This is a genomic window from Lysinibacillus sp. RC46 (assembly GCF_041262385.1).
In the GTDB taxonomy this organism is placed as follows: Bacteria; Bacillota; Bacilli; order Bacillales_A; family Planococcaceae; genus Lysinibacillus.
In genome coordinates this window covers 54,750-78,482 of record NZ_JBGCCF010000021.1, presented here as the reverse complement: position 1 = coordinate 78,482, position 23,733 = coordinate 54,750, and the positions used below count along the sequence as shown (strand labels likewise).

The following is a 23,733-nucleotide window of genomic DNA, read 5'->3' as shown; positions in this document are numbered from 1 at the left end:
TAACATAAGTGAGGCTACACAAAAAGACATGGTGAAAATTTATCCAATGTATTTATAATTGACATATAACCTTAAGGTGTTATATATTCATAACACCTTAAGGTTACATTTTTGCAAAGGAGTTCATTTTAAATGACTGAAAAACTAGAGAATATTGTTAAAAGCGTTACACTCAATGCACCAATTGAAAAAGTATGGGAAACAGTAACGGACGCTGAAAAGATTGCTTCTTGGCTTATGCCAAATGATTTTAAGCCAGTTGAAGGTCATGAATTTACAATACAATCACCATTTGGTCCTTCACCATGTCGAGTAGAACAAGTAGATGCTCCACATTTTGTTCGTTTTGCATGGGATACAGATGGCTGGTTTGTCACTTTTGAACTGAAAGAAATTGGTGAGCAAACTGAATTCACGTTAACACATGGTGGCTGGAAAGAAGCTTCACATATCATTCCTAAAGCCAACATGCCTGCTGAGGCCATTCGTACAACAATGGAGGGCGGCTGGACAATGCTTGTCGGCAAAAAATTAAAAGAAGTTGTGGAATCACAATGACACAGCTGGCTGTAAAGTATGATGTTTTTCAAGCAATCGCTGATCCGACAAGACGTCATGTCCTACAGCTACTTGCCTCAAGTGATAAACCGATCTCACTTATTTCTGAGAATTTTTCTATAAGCCGAACTGCTGTTGTGAAGCATTTGAAAATTTTAGAACAGGCTGAGCTAGTGTCTGCTCAGAAAAAAGGAAGAGAAAAAATATACACATTACATGCTGACAAACTAAAAGAAATTGAAGACTGGTTACAGTACTTTGATTTATTTTGGGACAATAAATTGGCACAATTACAAAGTATTTTTGAAGAAAATTAAATGTAAAGGAGCTGTCCCTACTATTAGGACAGCTCCTCGTTTAATAAAGATAAAATAACCCACCATTAATAATTTCTATTTTGATTTTTGTATCGTATTGTTCCTCTAATGCCTTCTTTTCAATGTCATAGCATTCCGGCTTATCTTCTTCTTCCTCATAAAAATAATCAAGTACTCGCTGATCATGCTGCCATCGTTTTTTTGCTTCAGTAGCCCATGAATGGTCATCACGTTCAATCATCTTTTCAATAGTAGCATGTAATCTTTCGAGTGCTCTAAGAGGCTTAATGATATATTGTACATGAAAAGCATTGTCTGCTGGAACAGCGTCAAATTCAGATGTACATATCGTCTCTTGAAAATCCTCTTTTATGATCCCAGTTAGCAAGTTTATGCCAAATGAATAAAGCGTTTCTTTCGTTCGATCGCAGCAATACGACACTTTAAAATTAACACCAAGCCAAGGAGTTAAAATAACTTGCCCTATTTCATTATCCACCTTTTCAAAAAGCTGAACATAAGCTCCTAGCTCCCTTGTTGCTTGAAAAAGCTGGTTCATTCTCGGAGAACCAAAATGAATAGCTTCGCCATAAAGGCTCCCAGTTGATGCTGTTTGATTTGTAATGAAAGTTACTTGAGCTGGATTTGCCTCACTGTTTGTAGCTTCTACGTATTGCCAATAAAAAGGGCGATTCATTATTCTTTTATCAATATCAACGGTTAATTGTACAGTAAGATAATGCTGATCTTCTCCTAATATAGGGCAATCATTTTCATTAAAAAATTGGCGTAAATAACTATGAACTTGCTGTGGATACATGGTCCTTCTCCCTTACACTATACAGATTCTTTAAAGTTAGATAGAATCGCATCTAAATCGCCTACTACCTTTTCGAACACATCAATTTTCGTATGAAGTAATGCTAATATGTTCTCTTCAATCGTATTGGCAATAGCCAGATTATAAATATGAACATCATGCTCTTGCCCTAATCGATGTACACGCCCTATTCGTTGCTCTAGCTTCATAGGGTTCCAGGGCAAATCATAGTTAATGACATGATGGCAAAATTGAAGGTTAATCCCTTCGCCACCTGCCTCTGTCGCGATTAGAACCTGTGCCCTTTCCTTAAAAAGATGCTTCATATAATCACGTTTACTTTTATTATATTTACCGTTGAATAGGACACTCGTTATACCATGAGAATGTAAATACCATTGCAAGTAAATTTGAGTAGCTCTATACTCTGTAAAAATAATCACTTTATCCTTGGCCTGTTCGACTATTTCAAGTGTCTTTTTCGCCTTTGAATTCACTTCTAAGGCCATTAATTTTTCTAGTATTTCTTCAATTTCTTGTGGTTGCTCATTGTCTTCAAGCATTTTAGATAATGTTAAACCTGTTGCTTCCTTGCTACTACACATTTCCTTCTGCAATGTAATCATTGAAAATGAGGCTGTATTTTGAAGCTTTCCGAGCAGATTATAAACTTCCTCTTCTTCCTTCGTAAATTGGATCGGAATAATTTGAACACGGCGATTTGTCCATTCAATACCCGTGTCCTCTCTCCTATTCCTCACCATCACCTGATTCACTAATTCCTTTAAATAATCATCATGCTCTAAATCATGCTTACTTGCTGAGAATGCAGTTTGAAATGTATCATAATTGCCAAGATGACCAGGCTTAAGTAAGGAAATAAGATAAAATAATTCAAAGACATCGTTTTGAATCGGTGTAGCCGTTAATAATAAGCAAAACTTTTTCTTTAAGCTTTGTACGAATTCATAAATTTGTGTTTTATGATTTTTTAGTTTATGAGCCTCGTCGATAATTATCATATCGTAATCCTGCTCATAAATGCGCTCTTTGTGAGGAGTCTTCTTTGCCGTATCCATACTCATAATAAGGACATCATGGCGCTCAATCTGAACATTTTTCTTATAAGCTACTGCCGGAATGTGGAACTTTATATTTAACTCTTCGACCCATTGATTAATAAGAGATGCTGGAGCTAATACTAATGCTTTTTTAACGAGGCCTCGAATCAAATATTCCTTTAAAACTAAACCTGCTTCAATTGTTTTACCAAGACCTACTTCATCAGCTAAAATCGCTTTACCATTCATACGTTCAATGACTGTCTCTGCTGCTTCCAACTGGTGCTTAAGCGGCTTTAAATTTGGTAAATACTTTGTCGCCTGTAAACCTGTGAAATCAGGAATTAGCTTCATTTTCACAATGTCATAATTCATCTTGTACAATGTCCAACTATCCCATTTTTCAAGTTCATTTAGTTTATTGATAAAGCCTTCTTCCCATTCGGACGACCTTTCAATTTTCATGATCATCACCTCATACCATTATTTCTAAAGTTTAGGTTGTCCAAAAAAGAAAAAGCTATGTCAAGGTTTTGCGAAAGAATCACTAGAAAGTAAACAATGCTCCGGCTAGGCGAGTAGTTGATTTCCGTTCCGGCTAGGCGCTTTGTTGCTGACGCTTCGCTTTCGCACAGATAAAACATTTGTTGCTGACGCTTCGCTTTCGCACAGATAAAACATTTGTTGCTGTCGCTTCGCTTTCGCACAGATAAAACATTTGTTGCTGACGCTTCGCTTTCGCACAAGATAAAACATTTGTTGCTGACGCTTCGCTGCAGGGTCTCTTCTGGGACGCTCCTGATCCCCAAGGAGTCGCCCAGCCTTCACTCCAATCAACTTATTCACATTACTTACATTTCAAAATGACATTTCAACCTTTCCGTGATAAACTTTCTCTTTTTTAAATACAGCTAAAGGAAAAAATTCATATTATCTAATACCGTATTATTTTCTGCAAAGTTCTATTGCATATACTCCATGATTACCGCGCATGCAAAATTTATAACTTACAAATCCAATCCCTGTTTAAAACTTAAATATAGGCTGTTTTCTCAAAGAATGTTGTTAATCGAACGAGGGGCCCATATTTAAAAGAGTATGTTATATTTTGGATTGCAAGAAAGGTCGAATGAAATAGTATAATTAAGCGTTATTTAACTTATTTCGTAAGAGGTGCTTAGTATGTTTAAAAAGAAAATATTGATTGGACATTCAGAAGATACTGCCCAGGCAATTATTGAACACAGAGAAAAAGGGAACGTTCCGTCAGAAGATACCGCCCAGGCAATGATCGAACACTTAGAGACAAGTAACATTCCGTTTGAAGATACTGTCCAGACAATTATCGAATACTTAGAGAAAAGCAATGTCCCATTTGAAGCAGGTATCGAAGCCGTTTTAAAGCCGTCGTCTGAAGTATACGAGCTTTTTTATACGGTCAAAGTTCAAAAAAAATATGCAAAACAAGTGGAAGCCTTTGTTACGCAGTATGTGTCGCAAGAAGATCTGATGCATCGGTATAAAGTGGCGAATAAGAAAAGTAGAAAATTAGATAGGAAAGAAAGAGCCCCTTATTTGCTTGCAGCCTTTATATATTTTAATGCAGTAGCGGCTTTCCAAACGAGTAAAGACTTAGGAGCGTACAACGTTTCGTTTATTGTTGGCGCCTTTTTATTGATGTGCGGCGTGTTTATGACGACAAAATATTACAAAGCGATGAAAAAAGAATCGGGTGATTTAAGAGAGAATAATAAGACGTTGATGATGATCGGTATTGGTATGATATTTCAGCCGTTACTTTTTTTATATCTGCACTTCGACTTTTTAATTACTTCTTTTAGATAGAGACCTTGTTCTAGTGTCTTAAATAAGGTTTTTTGGTCTGCATTCTTTATTTCCATAACCACTTCATAAACATATCTCTACAATATCAAACGCTTCCTTGAATCTGCATTATATTCGACATTTATCAAATTCGTATAAGCAACAATCTATACGAAAACAGCCTAAATATAAGACCTCTTACAATTTAAAAGGATAATGGTATTAAGATAGTCTTTTTATTTCCTTCCTTTTTTCATACAATTAAAGAAGTATCACTTTTCCAAAAAATTACGTTTTTAAAAAAGGGATTATGCCCCGATTTAATAGGACTTACATATACCGAGGAGGTTACTATGAATATTCTTGAAGCATTATCAATGTCAATGCCTTACATTCATTTAGCTATGAAGGGCGAGGCCATGATGGCGGTAGTAGAAAAAGAGAGTGAGAGCATTATTACTTATTTACCTGGTAAACGCTTAGATGCTGGGTATAAAAATGGACAAAAAATTCATCCAGATGATGCAATTTTACATCTTCCACTTAAAGGAAAAAGTACTGATGAACCTGTACCAAAAGAGGTTTACGGCGTGGACTTTAACGCATTTTCTTTTCCTGTTCGTGAAAATGGGCATATCGTAGGTGCGCTAGCCTTTGGATTACCTATTGACCACGCTCTCCAAATGGATAAATATATTGTTACTATGAATGATATTATTCAAAACCTACAGGATAAAGTACATACAATTGCCTCTCATTCGGAGGAGCTAGCTGCAACTAGTGAAGAAATTAATAAGCAGACACAATTTGCTTTAGAGGATGCTGAAAAAACAAATGGTATTACGGATTTGATAAAAAATATTTCTCGTCAAACCAATTTACTCGGACTAAATGCATCGATTGAGGCAGCACGTGCAGGTCAGCATGGTGCCGGATTTAATATAGTTGCACAAGAAGTTCGCAAGCTTTCTACTGAAACAACTACCGCTACTGATAACATTGAATCCTCACTTCGAAGCATCAATCATAATCTTGAAAATTTAAAGCAAAACATGACTCAAATAAATGGTGCCACAAACGAACAGGCTCAACTTGTTCAGGACTTTAGTGAAATCATTGATGAGCTTAATATGCTTAGTATGGAAATGAAGGGTTTTATGTCTAACGTAATGAAATAAACTTTAAAAAGCTGTTCAACGCATATTTTTGGACCTGAACAGCTTTTATTTTTGTGGTATTTAAGCGTCTTCCTAAGCGTTACTTCAAAGCACTAAAACATTCACCTATTCTATAAATGCTATAGCTCTTACTGGGGAAGCTGTTGAATTTTTCAATTTTAGAGGTAATGCCATAAATGTAAACCGTCCACTTAAAGGTAATTGCTCGAGATTTACCAGGTTTTCTACTATATAAATAGGAACACTTAAAAGCTTTAAATGCACCTCTCGTTTCATACTGTCATGTACATCAATATTTGCTAAATCAAGGCCAATGCATTTTACCTGCTTCTCAAGTAACCAGTCACCCGCACAAGTAGCAAAGGCGTACTCTGCAAAAAAGTCTCCTTCACCCCAATTAGCAGTTCTTGTTCTTACGAGTACTATATCGCCCCGTTGTACAGTTATCCCTTGTCTTTGCTCGGCATTTTTTAGCATCTCTGCTGTTACTGGTTCATATGGATCTTTAAAAGAGGAGACATCTAACAATACTGCCTCACCATATGTTTTTGTTAAATCCATTTCAGCGGTAGATTCCCCACCTCGGATAAAGTGTATTGGCGCATCAATATGGGTTCCACTATGATCAGACATACGTAAAAAGCGAGATTCAAATCCTTCACACGGTGCCACATAGCGATGACCTGAATTTTCAAAAGTTGATTCCTCTTGAATAGCAATTGGCGGATGTGATGTATAGGAAACTAATCCATCATATATTTCTAATGTTAAATCGATAATTTTCATCTACATTTCCCCCTTTAAATCAATTACAACTTTTCCACTCACTTTATTTAATGCACTTTCAAAGCCCTGCAAGCTTTCGCTAAATGGTACCGTCTGTGCAACTAACTGACGAAAAGGATGGTTTGTATTTGCTGCCATTTGTAATACTGCCTCATAATTCGCTTGAGTAATACCATAGCTTCCTTTTATCATAATTTCACCACGTACAATTTGATCCATTGGCACGGAAAATTCGGCTGAATTAATACCTACAAGAACAAGCTGACCACCTCGCTTTAGTAAACTAATTGCCTCATTTGGGATTGAAGGATGACCAGAGCAGTCAATAATAGCATCATAGCCTGAAAACTCCTTATGAATTAAGTCCTTTGATGAGGTGAACGTTGCTTGTACACCTATATCTTTTGCAAGCCTTAGACGATTTTCATCCTGCGGTACACCTAACATATGAGTTTCTTTATTACCCGCTCCGACTAATATAGCTGCAACTCCTAATCCAATCGGCCCCGGACCAATTACTAAAATGGATTTTTTCTTATATTCATGAATTTTCAACACCGCTGTATAGCTTACTGCTAAAGCCTCTGAAATAGCTGCGACCTCATCTGAAACAGCATCATCTATTGTAATAATGTTTTTGCTATCTACTACCATATACTCTGCCATACCACCAGCCTCACGGAATCCATAGCGTAATGCCTCAGTAGGTGTTTTAATAAACTTATAATCATTGAAATCACAGCAATTTGTTTCGCCACGCTTACAAAAATCACAGACTCCACAGCTTTTATATGGGTTGATAACTACTCTTTTATTTATTAATGTTTGATCCACTTCAGCACCCATATCAATAACCTTCCCTGTTACTTCATGACCTAGTACGAGTGGGTAATGAACCCAATCATAGCCACCATGACCATCATACATATGAAGATCACTACCGCATATTCCAATTGCATTTACCTTTAACAAACACTCATAATTTTTCAATTTGGGAACAGTATATGTTTTAAATTGGACATCTTTTTTCTTTGATGAGCACTTTACTAATGCTTGATATTCCATAGCTTTAATCATCTCCTGCTCTATTTTTAAACACTTAGTAACAGGTGTTTCTACTTAATTAACTTAATAATGTCTATTAATGTCTTTTCCTTTTGCGCTAAATATTGTTGTTTATCAATCGACGACCAATCATAAAAGCCACGATTAGACTTCATGCCTAATTCTTTAGCACTTATTTTTTCATAATGAATAGAAAGTGGTTTCGTGCTATTCTCCAATGTTGGATATACATAATTAACAATTGCAAAATGTGTATCTAATCCATTTATGTCTCGCTGCTCAAGCGGTCCAGTATCTGCTAACCGAACCCCTAGGCTCATTTTTGCAATAAAGTCCAGTTCCTCAGCGGTGACGATGCCCTTCTCCACTAAGGACATTGCCTCCCGAGCAAGTGCACTTTGTAAACGGTTTGCTACAAAGCCCTTAATCTCTCGCTTTAGTAACACAGGTTTCTTTTTAATACTTTGTAAAAATTGCATAACAGCTTTTGCTTTTTCTTTCGACGTAAATGGACTAGGAACAACTTCTACTAAAGGTGTTATATTTGCTGGTGAAAAGAAATGCGTCCCAATTAAACGTTCCTTATGTACCATTTTTTCAGCAACATCACTAACAAGATAGCCTGAAGTATTGGTACAAAACATTACATCTTCAGCAAAAACTAAATCTAATTGTTCAAATAAATTTTGTTTGGCTTGTAAATTTTCAATTATCGCTTCAATGACATATGTTAAGTCCTCAATTTTTGTAAGCTGTTGTAAAAAAGTAACACTTTTCAATTCTGATTGTTCCTTTAGCTGTTGTACCCTATCCACATTAGGCTCATATAAGAATACGCTTACATTATATTGCATTAAATATTTAGCTATCGCAGAGCCCATAAATCCCCCGCCAACGATAAGTATCTTTTGCATAATAAAACCCCCACCTTAAGCTTTGCCTTCTGTATCACTCCAAATTACTTTTATACCTACCACATAAATACACAGAGCTTTAACTTCTTCTAAAATTACAGTATTTGCCCCTAGCGATAAGGCATTTGATTTATGGATTGCAATGCCTTTTTCATAGGAATCACACACATTAATCGCATATAATAGCAATTCTTTTAGCAATCGTGAAACCGCTCCATTGCGTAAAGAAGTTGTGCGAAGATTGCTATACTTTAATAATGTATCCGGTGCATAATCAATTAAATTCTGAATCCAGGTCGGTAGAGTATCAAACTCAGATTGATAATAGTTTATACATTCCTGTTGCGAGGAAAATATCATTACTTTTTCTTCCGGCATTTTAGGAATTATTTCTTCATTTGAAAGATTAATAGCATAGGATATAGCTTCATTCCCCGATAACCAGGTTGGAATACCTCTAGAAATAATAGCTGATGTAATCAATTCAGCAATTTCAGCTACGCTATTACCCTCCTTAACGGCATGCTCAACGAAATACAACATCTCCCTTTCTTCACGTCTCGCTGCAAATATACCAACCAATAATAATGATTTTTCTTTTCTTGTTAATTTTCCTTCTTTCAATAAAGCTTGATATATGATGGACATTCATATCCTCCTCTACACTAGCTAGAGCCGTTTAATAAGGAACCCAATAGGCAACCTTCAAACTAATCAATTATGCCTCGGCATAATTCCGTGACCTTTAACTTCTTTCAGCGGATGTTTAGAAGTTAAAATAAATATGACCAAGCTAAAGTAGCGATAATGAAAATAATTCCTACAAAGAACATAATCACAACAAGGAAGCCCATAATATCTTTTAGCTTTAATCGAGATAATGCCAATGCTGGTAAAATCCAAAACGGTTGAACTAAATCATTCCATGCATTCCCTAACATAACGGACATGGATGTTTCTGATAATGATGTTCCCAACTCCTTTGCTGCCTCTATCATAAATGGCCCTTGAACTGTCCAGTGTCCACCAGCTGAAGGAGCAAAGAAATTAATAAAGAAGGAACTTATTAATCCCCAAAACGGTAAAGAATGTTCCGTCGATAAATCTACAAAGATTTTAGCAATTGTATCCACTAAACCAGATGCAGCCATAATCGCCATAATACCTGCGTAGAACGGAAATTGAAGCAAAATCCCTGAAATAGTTTTAATACCATCTGCTAAATGCTCAACATAGCGTGCAGGTGTTCCTAATAAAATAATTCCTAAGAATAAAATAATAAAGTTTAAAATATTTAAGTTTAACGAATTACCATTCGCGAAATAGATAACAATGTAAACTAAACCAATTGCACCAATTGCGTATGCTAGAATACGGCTATTGTTTAATTTATTTGCTAATGTATTTTCTTCTAGTAAGTTTAATTTTGCTTTCGGCTGATCTGCATATAATGCAGGATCAATTTCAATCACATTACTCGGATTTTTTGGATGTAACATCGCATTAAATAAAGGCAATGTAATTAAAAGCACTATTGACGTTAAAATCATTGGCACACTAAAGATTGTTTCAGAAAGAGAAATCAGGCCCATTGAATCCTCTAAAAAGTGACCAGGTGTTGAAATTAAAATCGGAATAGATGCTGACAAACCTAAACCATAGAGAGTAAAACCAGAATAAGCTGCTGCAATAATTAACGGATAGTGAACCCCTTTAACCTTTAAAGCTAATTTTTTTGCAATAATCCCACCGATTACTAAACCAAAACCCCAGTTTAAATAACTACCAATACCACCAACAAGCGTTGCCACAATTACTGCCATTTTCGGTGTATGAACCATACTCGTAATTTTATTTAAAAATTTATCAGTAATGGGTGCTGTTGCTAGTACATAACCCATTGCAAGGATAACAGCCATTTGTGTTGTAAATGCTAGTAAATCCCAGAAACCGCTACCCCAAGCCGAAGTTAAATCTACAAAGCTAATATCTTCAATGACTAGTGCCAAAACAAATGTTAATAATGTAAGTCCAATTGCAAATACAAATGGATCTGGCAAATACTTTCTCATGATTTCTGTGAAAAAATTCGTTAACTTTTCCATACTACTTCCCCCTCGATGTGTACTATAAGTAATTTTCGGGAAGTGCCTCTAAACGATAAAACATGGTAAAATATAATCACAACTATACATTTTGGAGGTCATTTCCTTGCAAAAATTAACTAGTATATTAGTGACTGCTTATGCTAAAGCACCCCAGGGCACGTCCATGTACGAGGTGTACAAACATGCTGGCATTGTTTTAGAAATAGATAAAGAAACTCATCAAATTATTGATGCAGAATTCACATTTATTACAGGCCTTGCACAGGATTTTTTTAAACGTATGCTTATTGGCTTTGATCTTACAGCCAACCTAGATGAATTAATCCAGCGTATCGATGAACACTATTATGCGCCTTCAAGTGGCTCCGTCGCAGTTGCTTTAAAATCTGCACAAAAACGATATTTAGAAAAAATCTAAAAGGATCATAAAATGTCTAGCACCGAGTTAAAACTACTCGGTGTAAATTTATGCATGACAGTTTTCAACAATAGTAGTAATACCAAGTCCTCCTGCAATACATAAAGTTACTAGGCCATAACGCTTACCTGTTCGTTCTAGCTCATGCATAAGCTTTGTCATTAAAATGGCGCCTGTTGCTCCAATAGGATGCCCCATTGCAATAGCGCCTCCATTAGGATTCACTCGGTTAATGTCTAAATTAAGCTCCTTAATTACCGCAATCGATTGTGCTGCAAATGCTTCATTTAGCTCAATTACATCAATATCATCAATTGTTAAATTTGCCTGCTTTAAAGCTTTTAATGTAGCAGGCACTGGACCAATTCCCATAATGGACGGATCTATCCCTGCTGCCGCCTGTGCAAGTATTTTTGTCTTCGGTCTGTAACCTAACTCTTCTGCCTTTTCCTTTGACATTAGTAACAATGCGGATGCACCGTCATTACGACCACTACTATTCCCTGCTGTGACTGAACCACCTTTACGGAAAACAGGCTTTAATGTTGCTAGCTTCTCCTCACTCGTTAAAAATGGATGCTCATCTATTTTAAAAACGTCCACTGTTTTTCCTTTTTTCACTTCATAGGGGACAATTTGTTGTGCAAAATATCCCTCTTGTATTGCATGAGCTGCGCGCTCTTGACTTCGATGTGCAAATGAATCCTGCTCTTCACGCGAAATCGAATATTTTTCTACCAAATTTTCTGCAGTCTCTCCCATTGTTGAAATTCCATATACTTCAAATGGTTGAGACCCTGGCTGACTTTCTGTATTTGGATCTAAAATAGATGCATTTCCAACACCATAGCCATAACGAGCATTTCGTAAATAATAAGGAGATGTACTCATAGATTCTGTTCCACCAGCGATAATAATATCGCTATAGCCAAGGGCTATCTGTTGAGCAGCATTATTAACAGCTTGTAGACCAGAGCCACATTGACGATGTACCGTATAACCTGGCACTGTAATCGGTAATTCTGCTCGTAATGAAGCGAGACGTGCAACGTTCGATTGATCGGCACTTTGTTTTGCTTGTCCTAAAATCACCTCATCAACTAGTGTTGAATCTAACTTTGTTCGTTCTAGAAGTGTGCGGATGACTTTCTCTCCAAGAAGATCTGCCGTCTCATTTATTAATGAACCACCCAATTTACCAATCGCAGTACGAACACCATCTACAATAACAACTTCTCTCATGATTTCTCCTCCTATTTCAACGCTATAACGAAACTTGCTTCCGTATTTGCCTCTACTCTCTCTAATGTAGCCCCTGGCATTAATTCAACTAAATGTAATTGTTCATCGAAGTAATTAAACACGGCTAGCTCTGTAATAATCGTATCCACACTTCGAGTTGATGTTATCGGGAATGCGCAATCCTTTAAAATCTTGCTCTTTCCATCCTTTGAAGTATGTGACATTGTGACAATTACCTTTTTAGCTCCAATTAATAAATCCATTGCTCCACCAACACCAATAATATTTTTCCCTGGAACCGCCCAGTTTGCGATACGTGCATGCTCATCAACTTGAAGTACACCTAATATTGCTACATCAACATGTCCACCACGGATCATTCCAAATGACTCTGCACTATTGAAAAAGGATGACCCAATGGCTTCCCCGACTGGTATCTTCCCTGCATTCACTACATTTGGATCAGTATCCTCCTCATCAACACTTACAACACCGAGCATGCCATTTTCTGTATGGAAGTAGACATTATCATTGTCGACGTACTTTGCTACTAATGTCGGAATACCAATTCCTAAATTTATAATCTGTCCATCTTGTACTTCTTTCGCAGCTCTTTTCGCTATTTGCTCCTGAATTGCATTAACCATGCTCTACTACACCCTCCTTCGTTAAAACCTTCTTCGCTACAATAATTCGATTAATAAATAGATGTGGGGTAATAATTTCATCACTGCTTAATTGACCAGCTTCTACAATTTCATCCACCTCAACAATTACCGTTTCCGCAGCAGTCGCCATTAAAGGATTAAAGTTACGAGCGGTTTTGTAATAAACCAAGTTTCCTAATGTATCGGCTTTATGCGCGCGAATAATGGCCACATCAGCCTTCAGTGCCTTTTCAAATACATATTCCTCGCCGTTAATGATTTTTGTTTCCTTGCCCTTCGCTAAATCTGTGCCTACAGATGTCTTTGTATAGTAACCACCGATTCCTGCACCACCCGCACGAATCGATTCAGCTAAAGTACCTTGAGGCAATAGGTCAATCTCAATTTCCCCACGTTGGAATGCATCACCGACATCTCGATTACCAGTAAAGTAAGATCCAATCGCTTTTTTTACCTTCTTTTGTTCTAGTAATTTACCAAGACCTTCTCCTTTTTCCCCTAGGTTATTACTAATAATCGTTAAATTATTTACATCTAGTTCAACAAGTGCATCGATTAAAGTTAATGGACCGCCTACTAAACCAAATCCGCCCACCATAATTGTTTGTCCACTTTCTACGCATGATAATGCTTGCTTTACCGAATCATAAATTTTCATTGTACTCACTCCATTATTTTTGAATCAGGGCGTCACTTATTTCAAACCAAGCAGGAATGCCTGCGGTTAATAGACAAATGTAGCCGAGTTCTGCTAATTCCTCTTCTACTACACCTACATTCCGTGATTTTTTCGCCCAGTAATCTGTTTCCTCATTTTTTAAAACAGTAGTATAAATACCTGTCATAAGGATGTATTTCATTTTTGTCGATACTACATTGCTGTTAAGTAGCTCAGATTTTAAAGCGTTTTCATCTTTTGCAGCAAAAAGATCTAGTAATTTTGAAAAATACGCTTTACTCTTCTCTGTCGATGTAAATGTACTGTAATAACGCACAATATCAATTGCTGACGATTCATGGGAAAGCTTATCAGAACCAGTATTCGTTAGTTCTAATGCATATTCAAAGGACTGCAAGCCAGTTTGCAATGCCCTTTCTCCTCCGTAGTTAAATGCTACAAGTAAGTATTCAATTATTTCTTCTAGTGAAGCGCCACCATCAATAGCTCCTTTAGTGTGATACACCATGCTGCGTACATATTGTCTTGCTGCATTCATGCCGACTAGCAAAATATCCTTTTCCTTCACAGAAAGGACTCCTTGTGCCATGGCTATACCTCGCAATGCTGTATAATGTTCTAGCATTGCAGGATTATAATCGTGCATTTTTTGTACCCATCCCGGTACAACATCATAAACTTTTTTGAAATACTCTAAGCCTTTTACCATCTAGTAAATCCCCCTTATATTTATTTGAATAAAAAAAGGCCACACTTTCCCTAAAGCACGGAAATTACCGTACATTCAGAAAAAATGTAGCCAACAGTCAAGCAGGGAAGTAGAAAAAGGCCATTTTTCTACGGCTGCTCGATAGGCAATTAATTTGTTAATTCATTATTCACACAAAATTTCAAAATATGCAACTATTTTTTATAAGTTTTCTAAAAAACGCTGAATTACTAGGTTTTCATCTTTTCTTTCTTCAAAAACCAATGTGTAGTGATTGCTATCAGAAGTATATTTCCAAATATTTTTGGCGTTTTTTAGTGTATCAATATAAGATTCAACTAAAAATAATGGAGGCATCGCTCCAATTTCTTTAGTTGAATGAATTAATAGAATAGGACACATTACATCTTTGAAAACTTCTTCTGGCCTATATTCATAAAAGCTCTGGAAATCTTGACGTATTCTTTCTTCGTCAGATTTATTTTCCCAATGACCATCTTTTTCTACAATTTCATAGCATCCTACACTGGCTAGGTGGTCAGTCCACTCAACACCAAGGCGCCCATAGATTTCTTTAATTTCCTGGATATATGCTTCCGGTGTTTCGTAATGTTTACTTATTCGGCCAAGTGAAGGCTCGACGATTTGACGTTGGTGATCCGTACAGGTTGCTGCACCATCAAGTAAAATTACTCCTTTGATATCACTGAGTTTACTAGCGACGTTCGCCATAATAAATGCGCCCATTGAATAGCCCAGTAAAATCGGCTGTTCGATGTTCAACTGATCAATCAAAGCTAAAACATCTAGTGTATGGGACTCTATACTAGTATTCTCTGAAGCAGGCGCACTATTGCCACGACCTTTTAAATCAACTGATATAAAACGATATTGGCCCTTTAATAGCTCTTCGTAATAATGTAATTGCATATGGTTACCAGTTAAACCATGAACCGCTATAATAGTGCCTTTCTCACCTGGATAATCTGCAAAATATAATAGACTATCATTCACTTCGACTGATTGGTATTTCATTTCCATCACCCTCCTTGTAAAAGTTAAAGCTAGTTTTACACCTAAAGCTTAAAAAAGTCAAAAAAAATTTTTATTTCTAGTTTTAAAACACTTGATTTACAGGATCAAAAATTAGGTTTACATCACCAAATTAATTATTTAAATATAATAATAAAATTCCTATAAATACAAAAATATACTATGTAATTACTTTTTGGTACACTATTGAAAAAGCGAAAATGAGGTCAACATGAAAAAGAAAATATTCATTCTACATGAAATTTATGGCGTCAATGATTTTATAAAAGTGCAAGCTGAAGCATACAGTAACGCCAACACTACTGTTGAGTGCATTTCTTTATATTCAGACGATAGAATATTTCCATATGAACAAGAACAGGAAGCCTATGAATATTTCATAAATGAAGTTGGCTTTGATGCTCCTCTCGAAAAATTAACCAAAAAGTTATTGGAAGCTAGAACATATTTTGATGAAGTGCTGTTAATCGGATTTAGTGTAGGTGCAACATTAGCTTGGAGACTATCAACGCTACCATTACAAGGTATCGTTTGCGTTTATGGTTCACGCATTCGTCAATACTTGGATGCAATCCCCTCCTGTCCGACACTCGTTATTATACCAAGTCATGAGAAAAGCTTTAATGTCCATGAATTAATGGAAACACTCGATACATTACCAGCTGTTCACACGAGGCAATATCTAGGTCAGCATGGTTTTATGGACTTCAACAATTCAAACTACAATCATGGAAGTTATTTACAATCTCAGGCTGAAATCTCGCAATTTTTCGAAATTAAGAAAGTCAAGGAGGACTAAGGAATGAACCAAACCGAAAGCATAATTATTGACCCTTATATAGAAGGAGGAAATGTAATTTATCCTAACTTTCACCTATCTATGCAGCCTGGCATTATTATTGGTATCCATACAGACGTGTCAAAAATACATACATTAATACAGTGGTTTTCGAAGCGAAGCAATACGTATACACATTTTCGTGAAAATGCCTTGTATGAACGACTGACGGTTCGAGAGTATATCAAATTTTGCTTAAAGCTTTTCAATGCTTCTTCTGAAAAGATGGAGGATCTATTATCATTGTTCGCTTTAACGGAGCAAAAAAACATTAAAATCAGCAAGCTCTCAAATAGCGAAAAGCAACGCTTAAAATTAATTCATACATATCTTAATCAGGCACAGATACAAGTTTTAGAAGAACCATTCCAAAATCTAGATGAGTTTTCCAAGCAAACAGTCATTCAATTACTGGATATCCTTCAAAAACAGAATAAAACAGTCATTTTATTATCTAACAATCTTGAGGATTTAATTATTTCGAGTACAGAAGTACATAGACTAGATACAATGGGCATACATGCATTAGATGTTAAAGAGGATGAAACAGAAACGGCTTCCCCCTCTCAAGAAAACGTACCGATTCGACTTGATAAAATCCCTACAAAGAAAAATGATAAGATCATTTTATTTAATCCCCCTGAAATTGATTTTATCGAAAGTGTTGAGGGTGTTGTTTCACTATATGTTGCAGGTGAAGCCTATCCATGTACATTATCATTAAATGATCTTGAGCAAAAATTGACACCGTTCGGCTTCTTTAGAAGTCATCGCTCTTATATCGTTAACTTACAAAAGGTACGGGAAATCATTACGTGGACTCGCAATAGCTACAGCTTAGCCCTGAATAGCACTGAAAAGACCGTAGTACCTTTGTCGAAAAATAAACTCGCAGATTTAAAGGAAATACTCGGAATTTAGTAGATTTCCCAGGAAATAAACGACTCCTGTCAGCTGAAATATTTCTCCACTAATGGTCATTTTACTGCCTTTCACCTGTAATTTAATGTTGAGACCCTTATTGTCCCTTATAGTGTAGATATCAACAACAACACAGGGAGGTTTTCAAATGAACGCAGTGATCGATGTTCAGCATTTGAAAAAAACATTTAATAAGGAAGCAGCATTACAGGATGTTTCATTTACCATTCAAAAAGGAGAAATATTCGGCTTTCTTGGACCTAGTGGTTCCGGAAAGACTACTACTATTAAAATATTAACAGCACAAACTGAAAAAACTGCTGGCGATGTTTTATTGTTTGGCCGTCCAGCAAATGAGATGAAGCAAAGTAACAATCGTAAACGCTTCGGTATTTTAACAGATAATAGCGGACTATATACGCGACTTTCAATCGAGGAAAATTTATTACTATACAGTAACTTATATCAATTACCTAAATCAGCCGTAAAAGAAGCGTTGGATTTTGTTAACTTATACGGTGATCGCAAAAAGAAAATTAGTCAGCTTTCTAAAGGAATGATGCAACGTGTTACACTTGCACGCGCCATCATGCATAAACCAGAATTATTATTTTTAGATGAACCAACTTCTGCACTCGATCCTGTTAATACACAGCATATTTATAATGGCTTGCGTAAATTAAACGAGATGGGTACGACAATATTTTTAACAACACATGATATGAGTGAAGCCGAAATACTTTGTGATCGTGTAGCCTTCTTACATAAAGGGAAGATTCGAGCAATTGGTGCGCCAAAGGATTTGAAAAAAGAGTTTGGCGATGAATCTATTACAGTTGAATTAAAAAATGGTGCTTGCGAAGTCATTCAAAATGGAGAACAGGATGCTGAAAAACTGTTTCAATGGATGCAATCTAACGAAGTTTCTCGCATTTATACAAACGAGCCAACACTAGGTAATATTTTTATGCAAATAACAGGGAGTGATTTAGTATGAACATTTCAATGACACGTATTCAGGCTATTTTAATGAAGGATTATAAGGAATTTTCACGTAACTATGCGGTATCCGTTATGATACTTATGCCACTTATTATGGCATTTTTTATTAATAAAACAGGTGGAAATAATATCAACAGCTATATCATTACAGTAAATATGGCATTTTCTATGGTGACTGCCTACGTACAATGCTGTCTAATTGCAGAGGAAAAAGAAAAAAATACGCTTCGTAGTCTCATGCTTTCCCCTGCTTCACTTGGCGATATATTAATTGGTAAAAGCTTGTTTGTCTTTATCCTTACAATGGTAATTGTAGCATTGACTATTTTCATTGCTGGCTATAGCCCAGCTAATCTGTTCATCTTAGCTATTGCTTTAATACTTTCGACTGTGTTCTATATTGCAATAGGAACATTGTGTGGATTATTCGCCAAAACAGTTATGGAAGGATCTCTTATCATTCTACCTGTTATCCTTATTTTCGGGTTTGGCTCTTTTGCCCTAGCATTATCGTCTGCCTTTCCTATTTTAAAAATTGCAGAGTGGTTACCAAGTTCTCAATTGGTGCTATTAGCAGAGTCTCTAGAAGGCACATATACAACTATGGACATCATTATTCCAATGGCTACAATCACCGTATGGGCACTAGTTACTTGGATTGTAGTAGGATTTATTTATAAAAAAAGAATGGTCGACTAATGACCATTCTTTTTTTGTATAATAATTTCTTTATCCCAATTTCTCTGTAGCATCAACTAGCAACTGCTGCAAATGGTTTTTCACTTGTGGCCACTCCTGTAGAGTAATGCTGTACATCACTGTATGACGAATTGTGCCATCCTTACGCACCATATGATTACGTAAGATCCCCTCCTTAGTTGCCCCTAAACGTTCAATCGCTTTTTGAGAACGTAAATTTTCGTGGTCTGTTTTAATTTGAACACGCTGTAAATTGAGTACCTCAAAGCAATATTGTAATAATAAATATTTACAATTTGTATTAATGGCCGTACGCCAAAAAGCAGGTGTAATCCATGTAGTACCTATTTCAAGCCGTTTATTCGTTTCATCAAGATCCATAAACCGAGTCGAGCCGATGATTTGTCCGGATTTTTTATCCACAATTACAAATGGGAACTCAGTTTTTTCACGTTTTGTTGCTAATGCCTTTTCCACAAAGTTATTCACATCGACCATTTTTTCAACTGTTGTGGACATATGTGACCAAATCTCTGGATAACTACCTGCATCCAATAATCCTTGCGCATCCACTTGTTCTAACGGCTTCAGTAATACTACCTCATTTTCTAATGCTTTAAAATTCATGTTGCTTCACTCCTTTTTTTACTATTTAACGGTATTTTTGATACGATAGATAGAACCAATTTTCAAAAAACACACCGTACCAGGAGGTGCAATGTTTTGGAGTTATCAATCTCATTTACTGGAGATACATCGAAATACGTGCAAATCTACGAGGAATTAAAACATACAATTTTAAGCAAGAAACTACTGGCCCATGAGCAATTGCCTTCTAAACGAATACTTGCTAAAACGCTTGATGTTAGTGTCCATACGATTAAGGAAGCTTATGAACAATTACTAGCTGAAGGCTACATCTATAGTAAGGAACGTTCTGGCTATTTTATAGCACCTTTTGAATTTGAATGGGAACAGCAGCAAAATCAGCACATATCCACAGCTATAACATCAACTACATATACTATAAAATTCGATTTTAATAACGGACATGTGGATAAGGAAGCTTTTCCATTTTCGATGTGGCATAAGCTGTTGAAAAAGCACTTTAATGTGGATAATTTAACAACAAGTTCTTGGCCAGGAGAAGCTATATTGCGGACGGAAATCGCTCGCTATGTTGAACGATCAAGAGGAGTTACTTGTGAAGCTTCACAGGTGTTTGTTTATAGTGGTACTCAAAGTCAGCTTCAAGCCCTATGTCACTTTTTTGGCCAAAAAGTACATGCTGGCATAGAGGAGCCTGGCTTTAAAAGAGTACGTGCAACATTGCAACAATGTGGATTAACGACTCATGCTATTCCTGTTGATAACTTAGGGGTAACAATACCGAAAGAATCCATCCACATGTTATACACAACACCCGCACACCAGTTTCCGCTTGGGATGGTCATACCTGTTGAACGGCGCGCAGAACTTCTACAATGGGCTACCTCTGAGAAGGCATATATTATTGAGGATGACTATGACTCAGAATTTCGTTATAAGGGGCTCCCTATTCCCTCTTTAGCAAAGATGGATCAGCTTCAACGTGTTATTTATTTCGGAACCTTTTCTAAAACACTTATCCCATCGTTGCGCATTAGTTATATGATTTTGCCTAAATCGTTAGTCGAAGAATTTATGCTATTTAATCAGGAGCAAAAATCTGTTGTCTCAAAAATAGACCAGCTTGTATTAGCTGATTTTATTGCTCAAGGTTCATTCGATAAGCATTTAGCCAAAATGCGCACTATTTATCGTAAAAAGCAACAGACGTTACTAGCAGCTATTAACACCCATTTTTCTGAGGAATTCGAAGTAATTGGTGAAAAATCTGGGCTACACATCGTTATGAAGTTACCAAAAAGGCTTTCTGAGCAGGATGCGATTAGGCTTGCCCAAGAGGTAGGAATCGAAGTTTATCCATGCTCAACCTCCTATCAGCAAGGCTCTAAACATACTATGATCATTATGGGCTACGGTGGGCTAACCCTTGAGCAAATCAATGAAGGCATCGCGTTACTTGCAACAGTTTGGCAATCATCCATGCCAGCATAATTTCAAGTTTTAAAAACCTTTTAATAGACAAAAAAGATGACTCCGACAGTACATATCAGAGTCATCTTTTCATCACTTAGTCAATATTCATCCCGCATTAACGGGCCGTAATTTCACTTTATATCTACCACTACATTTTTAAGGTACTCATCAAGATTCCCTTTATCTACAGTCTGCATAATAGTTGACTGTTCTTCCCTGTTCTCTAAAGCTTTAATGACTAAATCCCCAACGTTTGGATAGTAATGCAACCAGTCGAAAAAGTTGTTCTCATTCGTCGTTACTTCATTCACACCATGGAAGCTATACACAGTACCAAACACATCTACCATATCATTCATCCATCTACTATAAGCCTCGTAACGATTTTCATTATGCAAAATTGTCTGAAGCCGTTTAGCAGGCATTAATTCTGTAAAGACCACTAGTTCTGTATTTGGGAATGCATCTTTTATAGCTTGAAGCCTTTTTCGATAGTCGGTATCGTACATAAAAGGCTTGGCTGCCTCTGCTTTAAAATTCTTCTGGAATTTTTGCCATCCTTGCTCCATATCATCATTTGAATACGTAGTTTGTGCAATATTATTACGTGTGTAACTGCGAGCACCGTCGTAATGATTTGCTTTTGAAATATCATAATTAAAAAGAGCATAATGCATCGTGCTTGCTGAAAATAAGGACTTTATTGCATAAAAAGGTGCCTCCGATGACTCGATATAAGTTTGCGGCGGATTCGATGTACTAGGTTTGCCAGCATTCGCTGAATCAAAATATAACTCAATAAAAATTCTCTTAAACGGCTTACCATTTTTCTTTTCAGCATATTTCATGTAAGGCAAATATTCTGTAATATGCAGTCCACTTAATGAATAGTTATAAACATTTTCTTTTGTAAAAGCCCTCTCATCGAGATACGTAATCCTGCTCGTTCCCATTAACAAACTATCATAGTTAAAATCATGGCTATTGATATAATTAGTTTTTAATTGTCTTTCATCAAAGCCAAGCTGATAGTCGTTAAAGTCATTCGCATGTGTGTAATTCCAAAGAGGGTCAATATAATAATTGAAACCCATAATTCCGAAAACAGGCAATCCTATTACTATGAAAGATGTGGCAAATAATTTTACTAACCATTTTTTCGGATCCAAGTTCATTCACACCTTTATTTAGAAATTAAAATATAAGAATATACTATTTTTTTGCATATAGTAAATCGATACTAGCACTAGTGCAATCATAAATTGCGTATAAATGATTGCTCCCCAATTAAATTTCATCTTATCCATTAATTGAATAGAATTTAATGCTGTAAATGCAATAACAAGTGTGATTAAGAGTCCTACAACAATCACTATCGGATCACTGAATGATAGTCCCAAAATATTAAAGGCTTCCGCTTGAGCAAAATTAGTGTGCGGCTCCGTAAAGAAATTAGTTATAGCTGTCATGTTTGGCGTAAACATTTTGGCTATAATCGTATTCGCTTGCTCAAGACTTGTTGCACGGAAATATACCCAAGCGATATTAACAAATTGGAAAGTCATAAACCATGAAAGTAAATACGGAAGCTTAATACCTGTTTTACTAAAAAGTCTCACAACAACAGACGCAAAGCCATGCAGAAGTCCCCATAAAATAAAATTCCATCCTGCACCATGCCAAAATCCACTGATGAAGAAAATAATTAATATATTAATATAGGTTCTAAATGCCCCTTTACGACTACCACCTAATGGAAAATAGACATATGTAGTTAAAAACCGGTTCAACGTCATATGCCACTTTTTCCAAAACTCCTGAATATTACGTGCTTTATAAGGAGAATAGAAATTTACTGGCAGTTTAATATTAAATATTAATGCTAAACCAATCGCCATATCAGAATATCCACTAAAATCATAATAAAGTTGCACTGTATACGATAATGAGGTAATCCAAGCTTCTATAAAACTTAAGTTACTATAATTGGCAAAGCCTTCATTCGCCCATATGCCCACCGTATCAGCAATAACAACCTTCTTAACTAAACCAATTGCAAAAATAAATAAACCTCGTGCAACATGTTCAGGAATAATTTTACGATTTTCCTTCGTATCATACTGCGGAAGCATTTCATCATGCTGAACAATTGGTCCTGCAATTAACTGCGGGAAAAACAAAATGAACAGCGCATAATGACTAAATTTATAATGAGCTGTTCCATCACGATAACTATCAACAATAAAAGCAATTTGTTGAAATGTAATAAAACTAAGTCCTAACGGTAGCAATAAATGCAACAGTGCAAAATTTGTACCAAATAAACTATTTAAATTGCCAATAAAGAAATCTGTATATTTATAGTAACAGAGAATGATAATATTGAAGACGACTCCAATTATCATATACGTTTTTCTCCAACGACTATTGGTATTACTAATCACCCGACTTAAAGCAAAGTTCACAACTATTGAGATTGTGATGATTGCTAAATAAGATAACTTAAAATAGCCGTAAAAAACCAAAGAGCTCAGTACCAACCAATAAATCGCATATTGCTGGTTTCTGAAACGATTTAATAAAAAATAGATAATAAATGTTATAGGTAAAAACAAGAAAATAAATTCAAAGGAATTAAAAAGCATTGCACCACTCCCCTAATAGCCATTCCTTTATATTCAAAATTTAAGACTCCTCACCACAACATTTCCGTTCCGACTTGACGCTTACCTGAAGGCGTTCGCTTGCGCTCCAGGGATCTCATCTTTGACGTTTCCAAATGCCCTACAAT

General features: G+C 36.2%; 25 protein-coding genes. 10 read left to right on the top strand and 15 right to left on the bottom strand.

The genetic code is table 11. The features are described from left to right. Positions 1-132 precede the first annotated feature (132 nt). Together ABH966_RS18345 and ABH966_RS18340 are read left to right on the top strand one after the other, a co-directional pair. Positions 133-558 carry an SRPBCC family protein gene (locus ABH966_RS18345; protein ID WP_370080860.1) on the top strand — a complete coding sequence of 142 codons (426 nt, stop codon included), beginning with the start codon at positions 133-135 and terminating at the stop codon, positions 556-558. Next, positions 555-875, top strand: coding sequence for an ArsR/SmtB family transcription factor (locus ABH966_RS18340; RefSeq protein WP_370080858.1), 321 nt, complete (start codon positions 555-557; stop codon positions 873-875). The genes ABH966_RS18345 and ABH966_RS18340 overlap by 4 nt, the downstream gene beginning before the upstream one ends. A 40-nt stretch (positions 876-915) precedes the next feature. On the opposite strand, the gene ABH966_RS18335 is transcribed toward ABH966_RS18340, so the two are convergent. Then, positions 916-1,695, bottom strand: a complete 780-nt coding sequence (locus tag ABH966_RS18335) for a YqhG family protein (protein ID WP_370080856.1) — start codon at positions 1,693-1,695, stop codon at positions 916-918. Between the two features lie 17 nt (positions 1,696-1,712). Then, positions 1,713-3,227 (bottom strand): DEAD/DEAH box helicase, encoded by a 1,515-nt coding sequence (locus ABH966_RS18330; protein ID WP_370080854.1) that lies wholly within the window; start codon positions 3,225-3,227, stop codon positions 1,713-1,715. A 711-nt stretch (positions 3,228-3,938) separates the two neighbouring features. Here ABH966_RS18330 and ABH966_RS18325 point away from each other — a divergent pair. After that, the gene (locus ABH966_RS18325; RefSeq protein WP_370080852.1) at positions 3,939-4,601 is read left to right on the top strand and encodes a hypothetical protein; all 663 of its coding nucleotides are present in this window, start codon (positions 3,939-3,941) and stop codon (positions 4,599-4,601) included. A 332-nt stretch (positions 4,602-4,933) separates the two neighbouring features. Then, the gene (locus tag ABH966_RS18320; protein ID WP_370080850.1) at positions 4,934-5,758 is read left to right on the top strand and encodes a methyl-accepting chemotaxis protein; all 825 of its coding nucleotides are present in this window, start codon (positions 4,934-4,936) and stop codon (positions 5,756-5,758) included. Positions 5,759-5,863: 105 nt separating this feature from the next. On the opposite strand, the gene ABH966_RS18315 is transcribed toward ABH966_RS18320, so the two are convergent. The 5 genes from ABH966_RS18315 to ABH966_RS18295 all read right to left on the bottom strand — a co-directional run bounded on the left by ABH966_RS18315 (position 5,864) and on the right by ABH966_RS18295 (position 10,628). Further along, the gene (locus ABH966_RS18315; RefSeq protein WP_370080848.1) at positions 5,864-6,544 is read right to left on the bottom strand and encodes a cyclase family protein; all 681 of its coding nucleotides are present in this window, start codon (positions 6,542-6,544) and stop codon (positions 5,864-5,866) included. Continuing rightward, positions 6,545-7,609 (bottom strand): zinc-dependent alcohol dehydrogenase, encoded by a 1,065-nt coding sequence (locus tag ABH966_RS18310; protein ID WP_370080846.1) that lies wholly within the window; start codon positions 7,607-7,609, stop codon positions 6,545-6,547. Between the two features lie 50 nt (positions 7,610-7,659). Next, the gene (locus ABH966_RS18305; RefSeq protein ID WP_370080844.1) at positions 7,660-8,523 is read right to left on the bottom strand and encodes a 3-hydroxyacyl-CoA dehydrogenase NAD-binding domain-containing protein; all 864 of its coding nucleotides are present in this window, start codon (positions 8,521-8,523) and stop codon (positions 7,660-7,662) included. Positions 8,524-8,538: 15 nt separating this feature from the next. After that, the gene (locus ABH966_RS18300; protein WP_370080842.1) at positions 8,539-9,171 is read right to left on the bottom strand and encodes a carboxymuconolactone decarboxylase family protein; all 633 of its coding nucleotides are present in this window, start codon (positions 9,169-9,171) and stop codon (positions 8,539-8,541) included. 125 nt (positions 9,172-9,296) lie between these two features. Continuing rightward, positions 9,297-10,628 (bottom strand): short-chain fatty acid transporter, encoded by a 1,332-nt coding sequence (locus tag ABH966_RS18295; RefSeq protein ID WP_370080841.1) that lies wholly within the window; start codon positions 10,626-10,628, stop codon positions 9,297-9,299. 106 nt (positions 10,629-10,734) lie between these two features. Here ABH966_RS18295 and ABH966_RS18290 point away from each other — a divergent pair, with 106 nt between their 5' ends. Then, positions 10,735-11,049, top strand: a complete 315-nt coding sequence (locus tag ABH966_RS18290) for a DUF3870 domain-containing protein (RefSeq protein ID WP_370080839.1) — start codon at positions 10,735-10,737, stop codon at positions 11,047-11,049. A 48-nt stretch (positions 11,050-11,097) separates the two neighbouring features. On the opposite strand, the gene ABH966_RS18285 is transcribed toward ABH966_RS18290, so the two are convergent. From ABH966_RS18285 to ABH966_RS18265, 5 genes are all read right to left on the bottom strand, one after another. Further along, on the bottom strand, positions 11,098-12,291 hold the full coding sequence (locus ABH966_RS18285) for a thiolase family protein (protein ID WP_370080837.1): 1,194 nt from the start codon (positions 12,289-12,291) through the stop codon (positions 11,098-11,100). 11 nt (positions 12,292-12,302) lie between these two features. Continuing rightward, on the bottom strand, positions 12,303-12,938 hold the full coding sequence (locus ABH966_RS18280; protein WP_370080835.1) for a 3-oxoacid CoA-transferase subunit B: 636 nt from the start codon (positions 12,936-12,938) through the stop codon (positions 12,303-12,305). Beyond that, the gene (locus ABH966_RS18275) at positions 12,931-13,617 is read right to left on the bottom strand and encodes a CoA transferase subunit A (protein WP_370080833.1); all 687 of its coding nucleotides are present in this window, start codon (positions 13,615-13,617) and stop codon (positions 12,931-12,933) included. The genes ABH966_RS18280 and ABH966_RS18275 overlap by 8 nt, the downstream gene beginning before the upstream one ends. Positions 13,618-13,630: 13 nt before the next feature. Next, on the bottom strand, positions 13,631-14,347 hold the full coding sequence (locus tag ABH966_RS18270; RefSeq protein ID WP_370080831.1) for a carboxymuconolactone decarboxylase family protein: 717 nt from the start codon (positions 14,345-14,347) through the stop codon (positions 13,631-13,633). Positions 14,348-14,548: 201 nt separating this feature from the next. Next, a complete protein-coding gene (locus ABH966_RS18265) occupies positions 14,549-15,382 on the bottom strand; it encodes an alpha/beta fold hydrolase (RefSeq protein WP_370080829.1) in 834 nt (277 codons plus the stop codon). A 229-nt stretch (positions 15,383-15,611) separates the two neighbouring features. On the opposite strand from ABH966_RS18265, the gene ABH966_RS18260 reads away from it, so the two are divergent. From ABH966_RS18260 to ABH966_RS18245, 4 genes are all read left to right on the top strand, one after another. Continuing rightward, positions 15,612-16,199, top strand: coding sequence for a dienelactone hydrolase family protein (locus ABH966_RS18260; protein ID WP_370080827.1), 588 nt, complete (start codon positions 15,612-15,614; stop codon positions 16,197-16,199). Between the two features lie 3 nt (positions 16,200-16,202). Then, on the top strand, positions 16,203-17,159 hold the full coding sequence (locus ABH966_RS18255; protein ID WP_370080825.1) for a LytTR family transcriptional regulator DNA-binding domain-containing protein: 957 nt from the start codon (positions 16,203-16,205) through the stop codon (positions 17,157-17,159). A gap of 148 nt (positions 17,160-17,307) precedes the next feature. Next, the gene (locus tag ABH966_RS18250; protein ID WP_370080823.1) at positions 17,308-18,156 is read left to right on the top strand and encodes an ABC transporter ATP-binding protein; all 849 of its coding nucleotides are present in this window, start codon (positions 17,308-17,310) and stop codon (positions 18,154-18,156) included. Beyond that, complete coding sequence (locus ABH966_RS18245) at positions 18,153-18,860, top strand: ABC transporter permease (protein WP_370080821.1); 708 nt, start codon at positions 18,153-18,155, stop codon at positions 18,858-18,860. The genes ABH966_RS18250 and ABH966_RS18245 overlap by 4 nt, the downstream gene beginning before the upstream one ends. Before the next feature lie 30 nt (positions 18,861-18,890). Here ABH966_RS18245 and ABH966_RS18240 read toward each other — a convergent pair whose 3' ends face one another. Beyond that, positions 18,891-19,487 (bottom strand): GNAT family N-acetyltransferase, encoded by a 597-nt coding sequence (locus ABH966_RS18240; protein ID WP_370080819.1) that lies wholly within the window; start codon positions 19,485-19,487, stop codon positions 18,891-18,893. A gap of 96 nt (positions 19,488-19,583) precedes the next feature. Between ABH966_RS18240 and pdxR the strand changes: the two genes are divergently transcribed. Continuing rightward, entirely contained in the window at positions 19,584-20,960 is a 1,377-nt protein-coding gene (gene pdxR, locus ABH966_RS18235) for a MocR-like pyridoxine biosynthesis transcription factor PdxR (protein ID WP_370080817.1), read from the top strand. A 113-nt stretch (positions 20,961-21,073) separates the two neighbouring features. On the opposite strand, the gene ABH966_RS18230 is transcribed toward pdxR, so the two are convergent. Both ABH966_RS18230 and ABH966_RS18225 read right to left on the bottom strand, forming a co-directional pair. Continuing rightward, a complete protein-coding gene (locus ABH966_RS18230; RefSeq protein WP_370080815.1) occupies positions 21,074-22,111 on the bottom strand; it encodes a hypothetical protein in 1,038 nt (345 codons plus the stop codon). Positions 22,112-22,129: 18 nt separating this feature from the next. After that, positions 22,130-23,587, bottom strand: a complete 1,458-nt coding sequence (locus ABH966_RS18225; RefSeq protein ID WP_370080813.1) for an MBOAT family O-acyltransferase — start codon at positions 23,585-23,587, stop codon at positions 22,130-22,132. Positions 23,588-23,733 lie beyond the last annotated feature (146 nt).

Coding starts and splice junctions, on each gene's coding strand:
- ABH966_RS18335 (WP_370080856.1), bottom strand. CDS start 1,695: ATGTATCCACAGCAAGTTCATAGTTATTTACGCCAATTTTTTAATGAA.
- ABH966_RS18285 (WP_370080837.1), bottom strand. CDS start 12,291: ATGAGAGAAGTTGTTATTGTAGATGGTGTTCGTACTGCGATTGGTAAA.
- ABH966_RS18280 (WP_370080835.1), bottom strand. CDS start 12,938: ATGGTTAATGCAATTCAGGAGCAAATAGCGAAAAGAGCTGCGAAAGAA.
- ABH966_RS18305 (WP_370080844.1), bottom strand. CDS start 8,523: ATGCAAAAGATACTTATCGTTGGCGGGGGATTTATGGGCTCTGCGATA.
- ABH966_RS18265 (WP_370080829.1), bottom strand. CDS start 15,382: ATGAAATACCAATCAGTCGAAGTGAATGATAGTCTATTATATTTTGCA.
- ABH966_RS18315 (WP_370080848.1), bottom strand. CDS start 6,544: ATGAAAATTATCGATTTAACATTAGAAATATATGATGGATTAGTTTCC.
- ABH966_RS18325 (WP_370080852.1), top strand. CDS start 3,939: ATGTTTAAAAAGAAAATATTGATTGGACATTCAGAAGATACTGCCCAG.
- ABH966_RS18310 (WP_370080846.1), bottom strand. CDS start 7,609: ATGGAATATCAAGCATTAGTAAAGTGCTCATCAAAGAAAAAAGATGTC.
- ABH966_RS18295 (WP_370080841.1), bottom strand. CDS start 10,628: ATGGAAAAGTTAACGAATTTTTTCACAGAAATCATGAGAAAGTATTTG.
- ABH966_RS18345 (WP_370080860.1), top strand. CDS start 133: ATGACTGAAAAACTAGAGAATATTGTTAAAAGCGTTACACTCAATGCA.
- ABH966_RS18260 (WP_370080827.1), top strand. CDS start 15,612: ATGAAAAAGAAAATATTCATTCTACATGAAATTTATGGCGTCAATGAT.
- ABH966_RS18245 (WP_370080821.1), top strand. CDS start 18,153: ATGAACATTTCAATGACACGTATTCAGGCTATTTTAATGAAGGATTAT.
- ABH966_RS18225 (WP_370080813.1), bottom strand. CDS start 23,587: ATGCTTTTTAATTCCTTTGAATTTATTTTCTTGTTTTTACCTATAACA.
- ABH966_RS18250 (WP_370080823.1), top strand. CDS start 17,308: ATGAACGCAGTGATCGATGTTCAGCATTTGAAAAAAACATTTAATAAG.
- ABH966_RS18340 (WP_370080858.1), top strand. CDS start 555: ATGACACAGCTGGCTGTAAAGTATGATGTTTTTCAAGCAATCGCTGAT.
- ABH966_RS18330 (WP_370080854.1), bottom strand. CDS start 3,227: ATGATCATGAAAATTGAAAGGTCGTCCGAATGGGAAGAAGGCTTTATC.
- ABH966_RS18320 (WP_370080850.1), top strand. CDS start 4,934: ATGAATATTCTTGAAGCATTATCAATGTCAATGCCTTACATTCATTTA.
- ABH966_RS18255 (WP_370080825.1), top strand. CDS start 16,203: ATGAACCAAACCGAAAGCATAATTATTGACCCTTATATAGAAGGAGGA.
- ABH966_RS18240 (WP_370080819.1), bottom strand. CDS start 19,487: ATGAATTTTAAAGCATTAGAAAATGAGGTAGTATTACTGAAGCCGTTA.
- ABH966_RS18275 (WP_370080833.1), bottom strand. CDS start 13,617: ATGAAAATTTATGATTCGGTAAAGCAAGCATTATCATGCGTAGAAAGT.
- ABH966_RS18300 (WP_370080842.1), bottom strand. CDS start 9,171: ATGTCCATCATATATCAAGCTTTATTGAAAGAAGGAAAATTAACAAGA.
- ABH966_RS18270 (WP_370080831.1), bottom strand. CDS start 14,347: ATGGTAAAAGGCTTAGAGTATTTCAAAAAAGTTTATGATGTTGTACCG.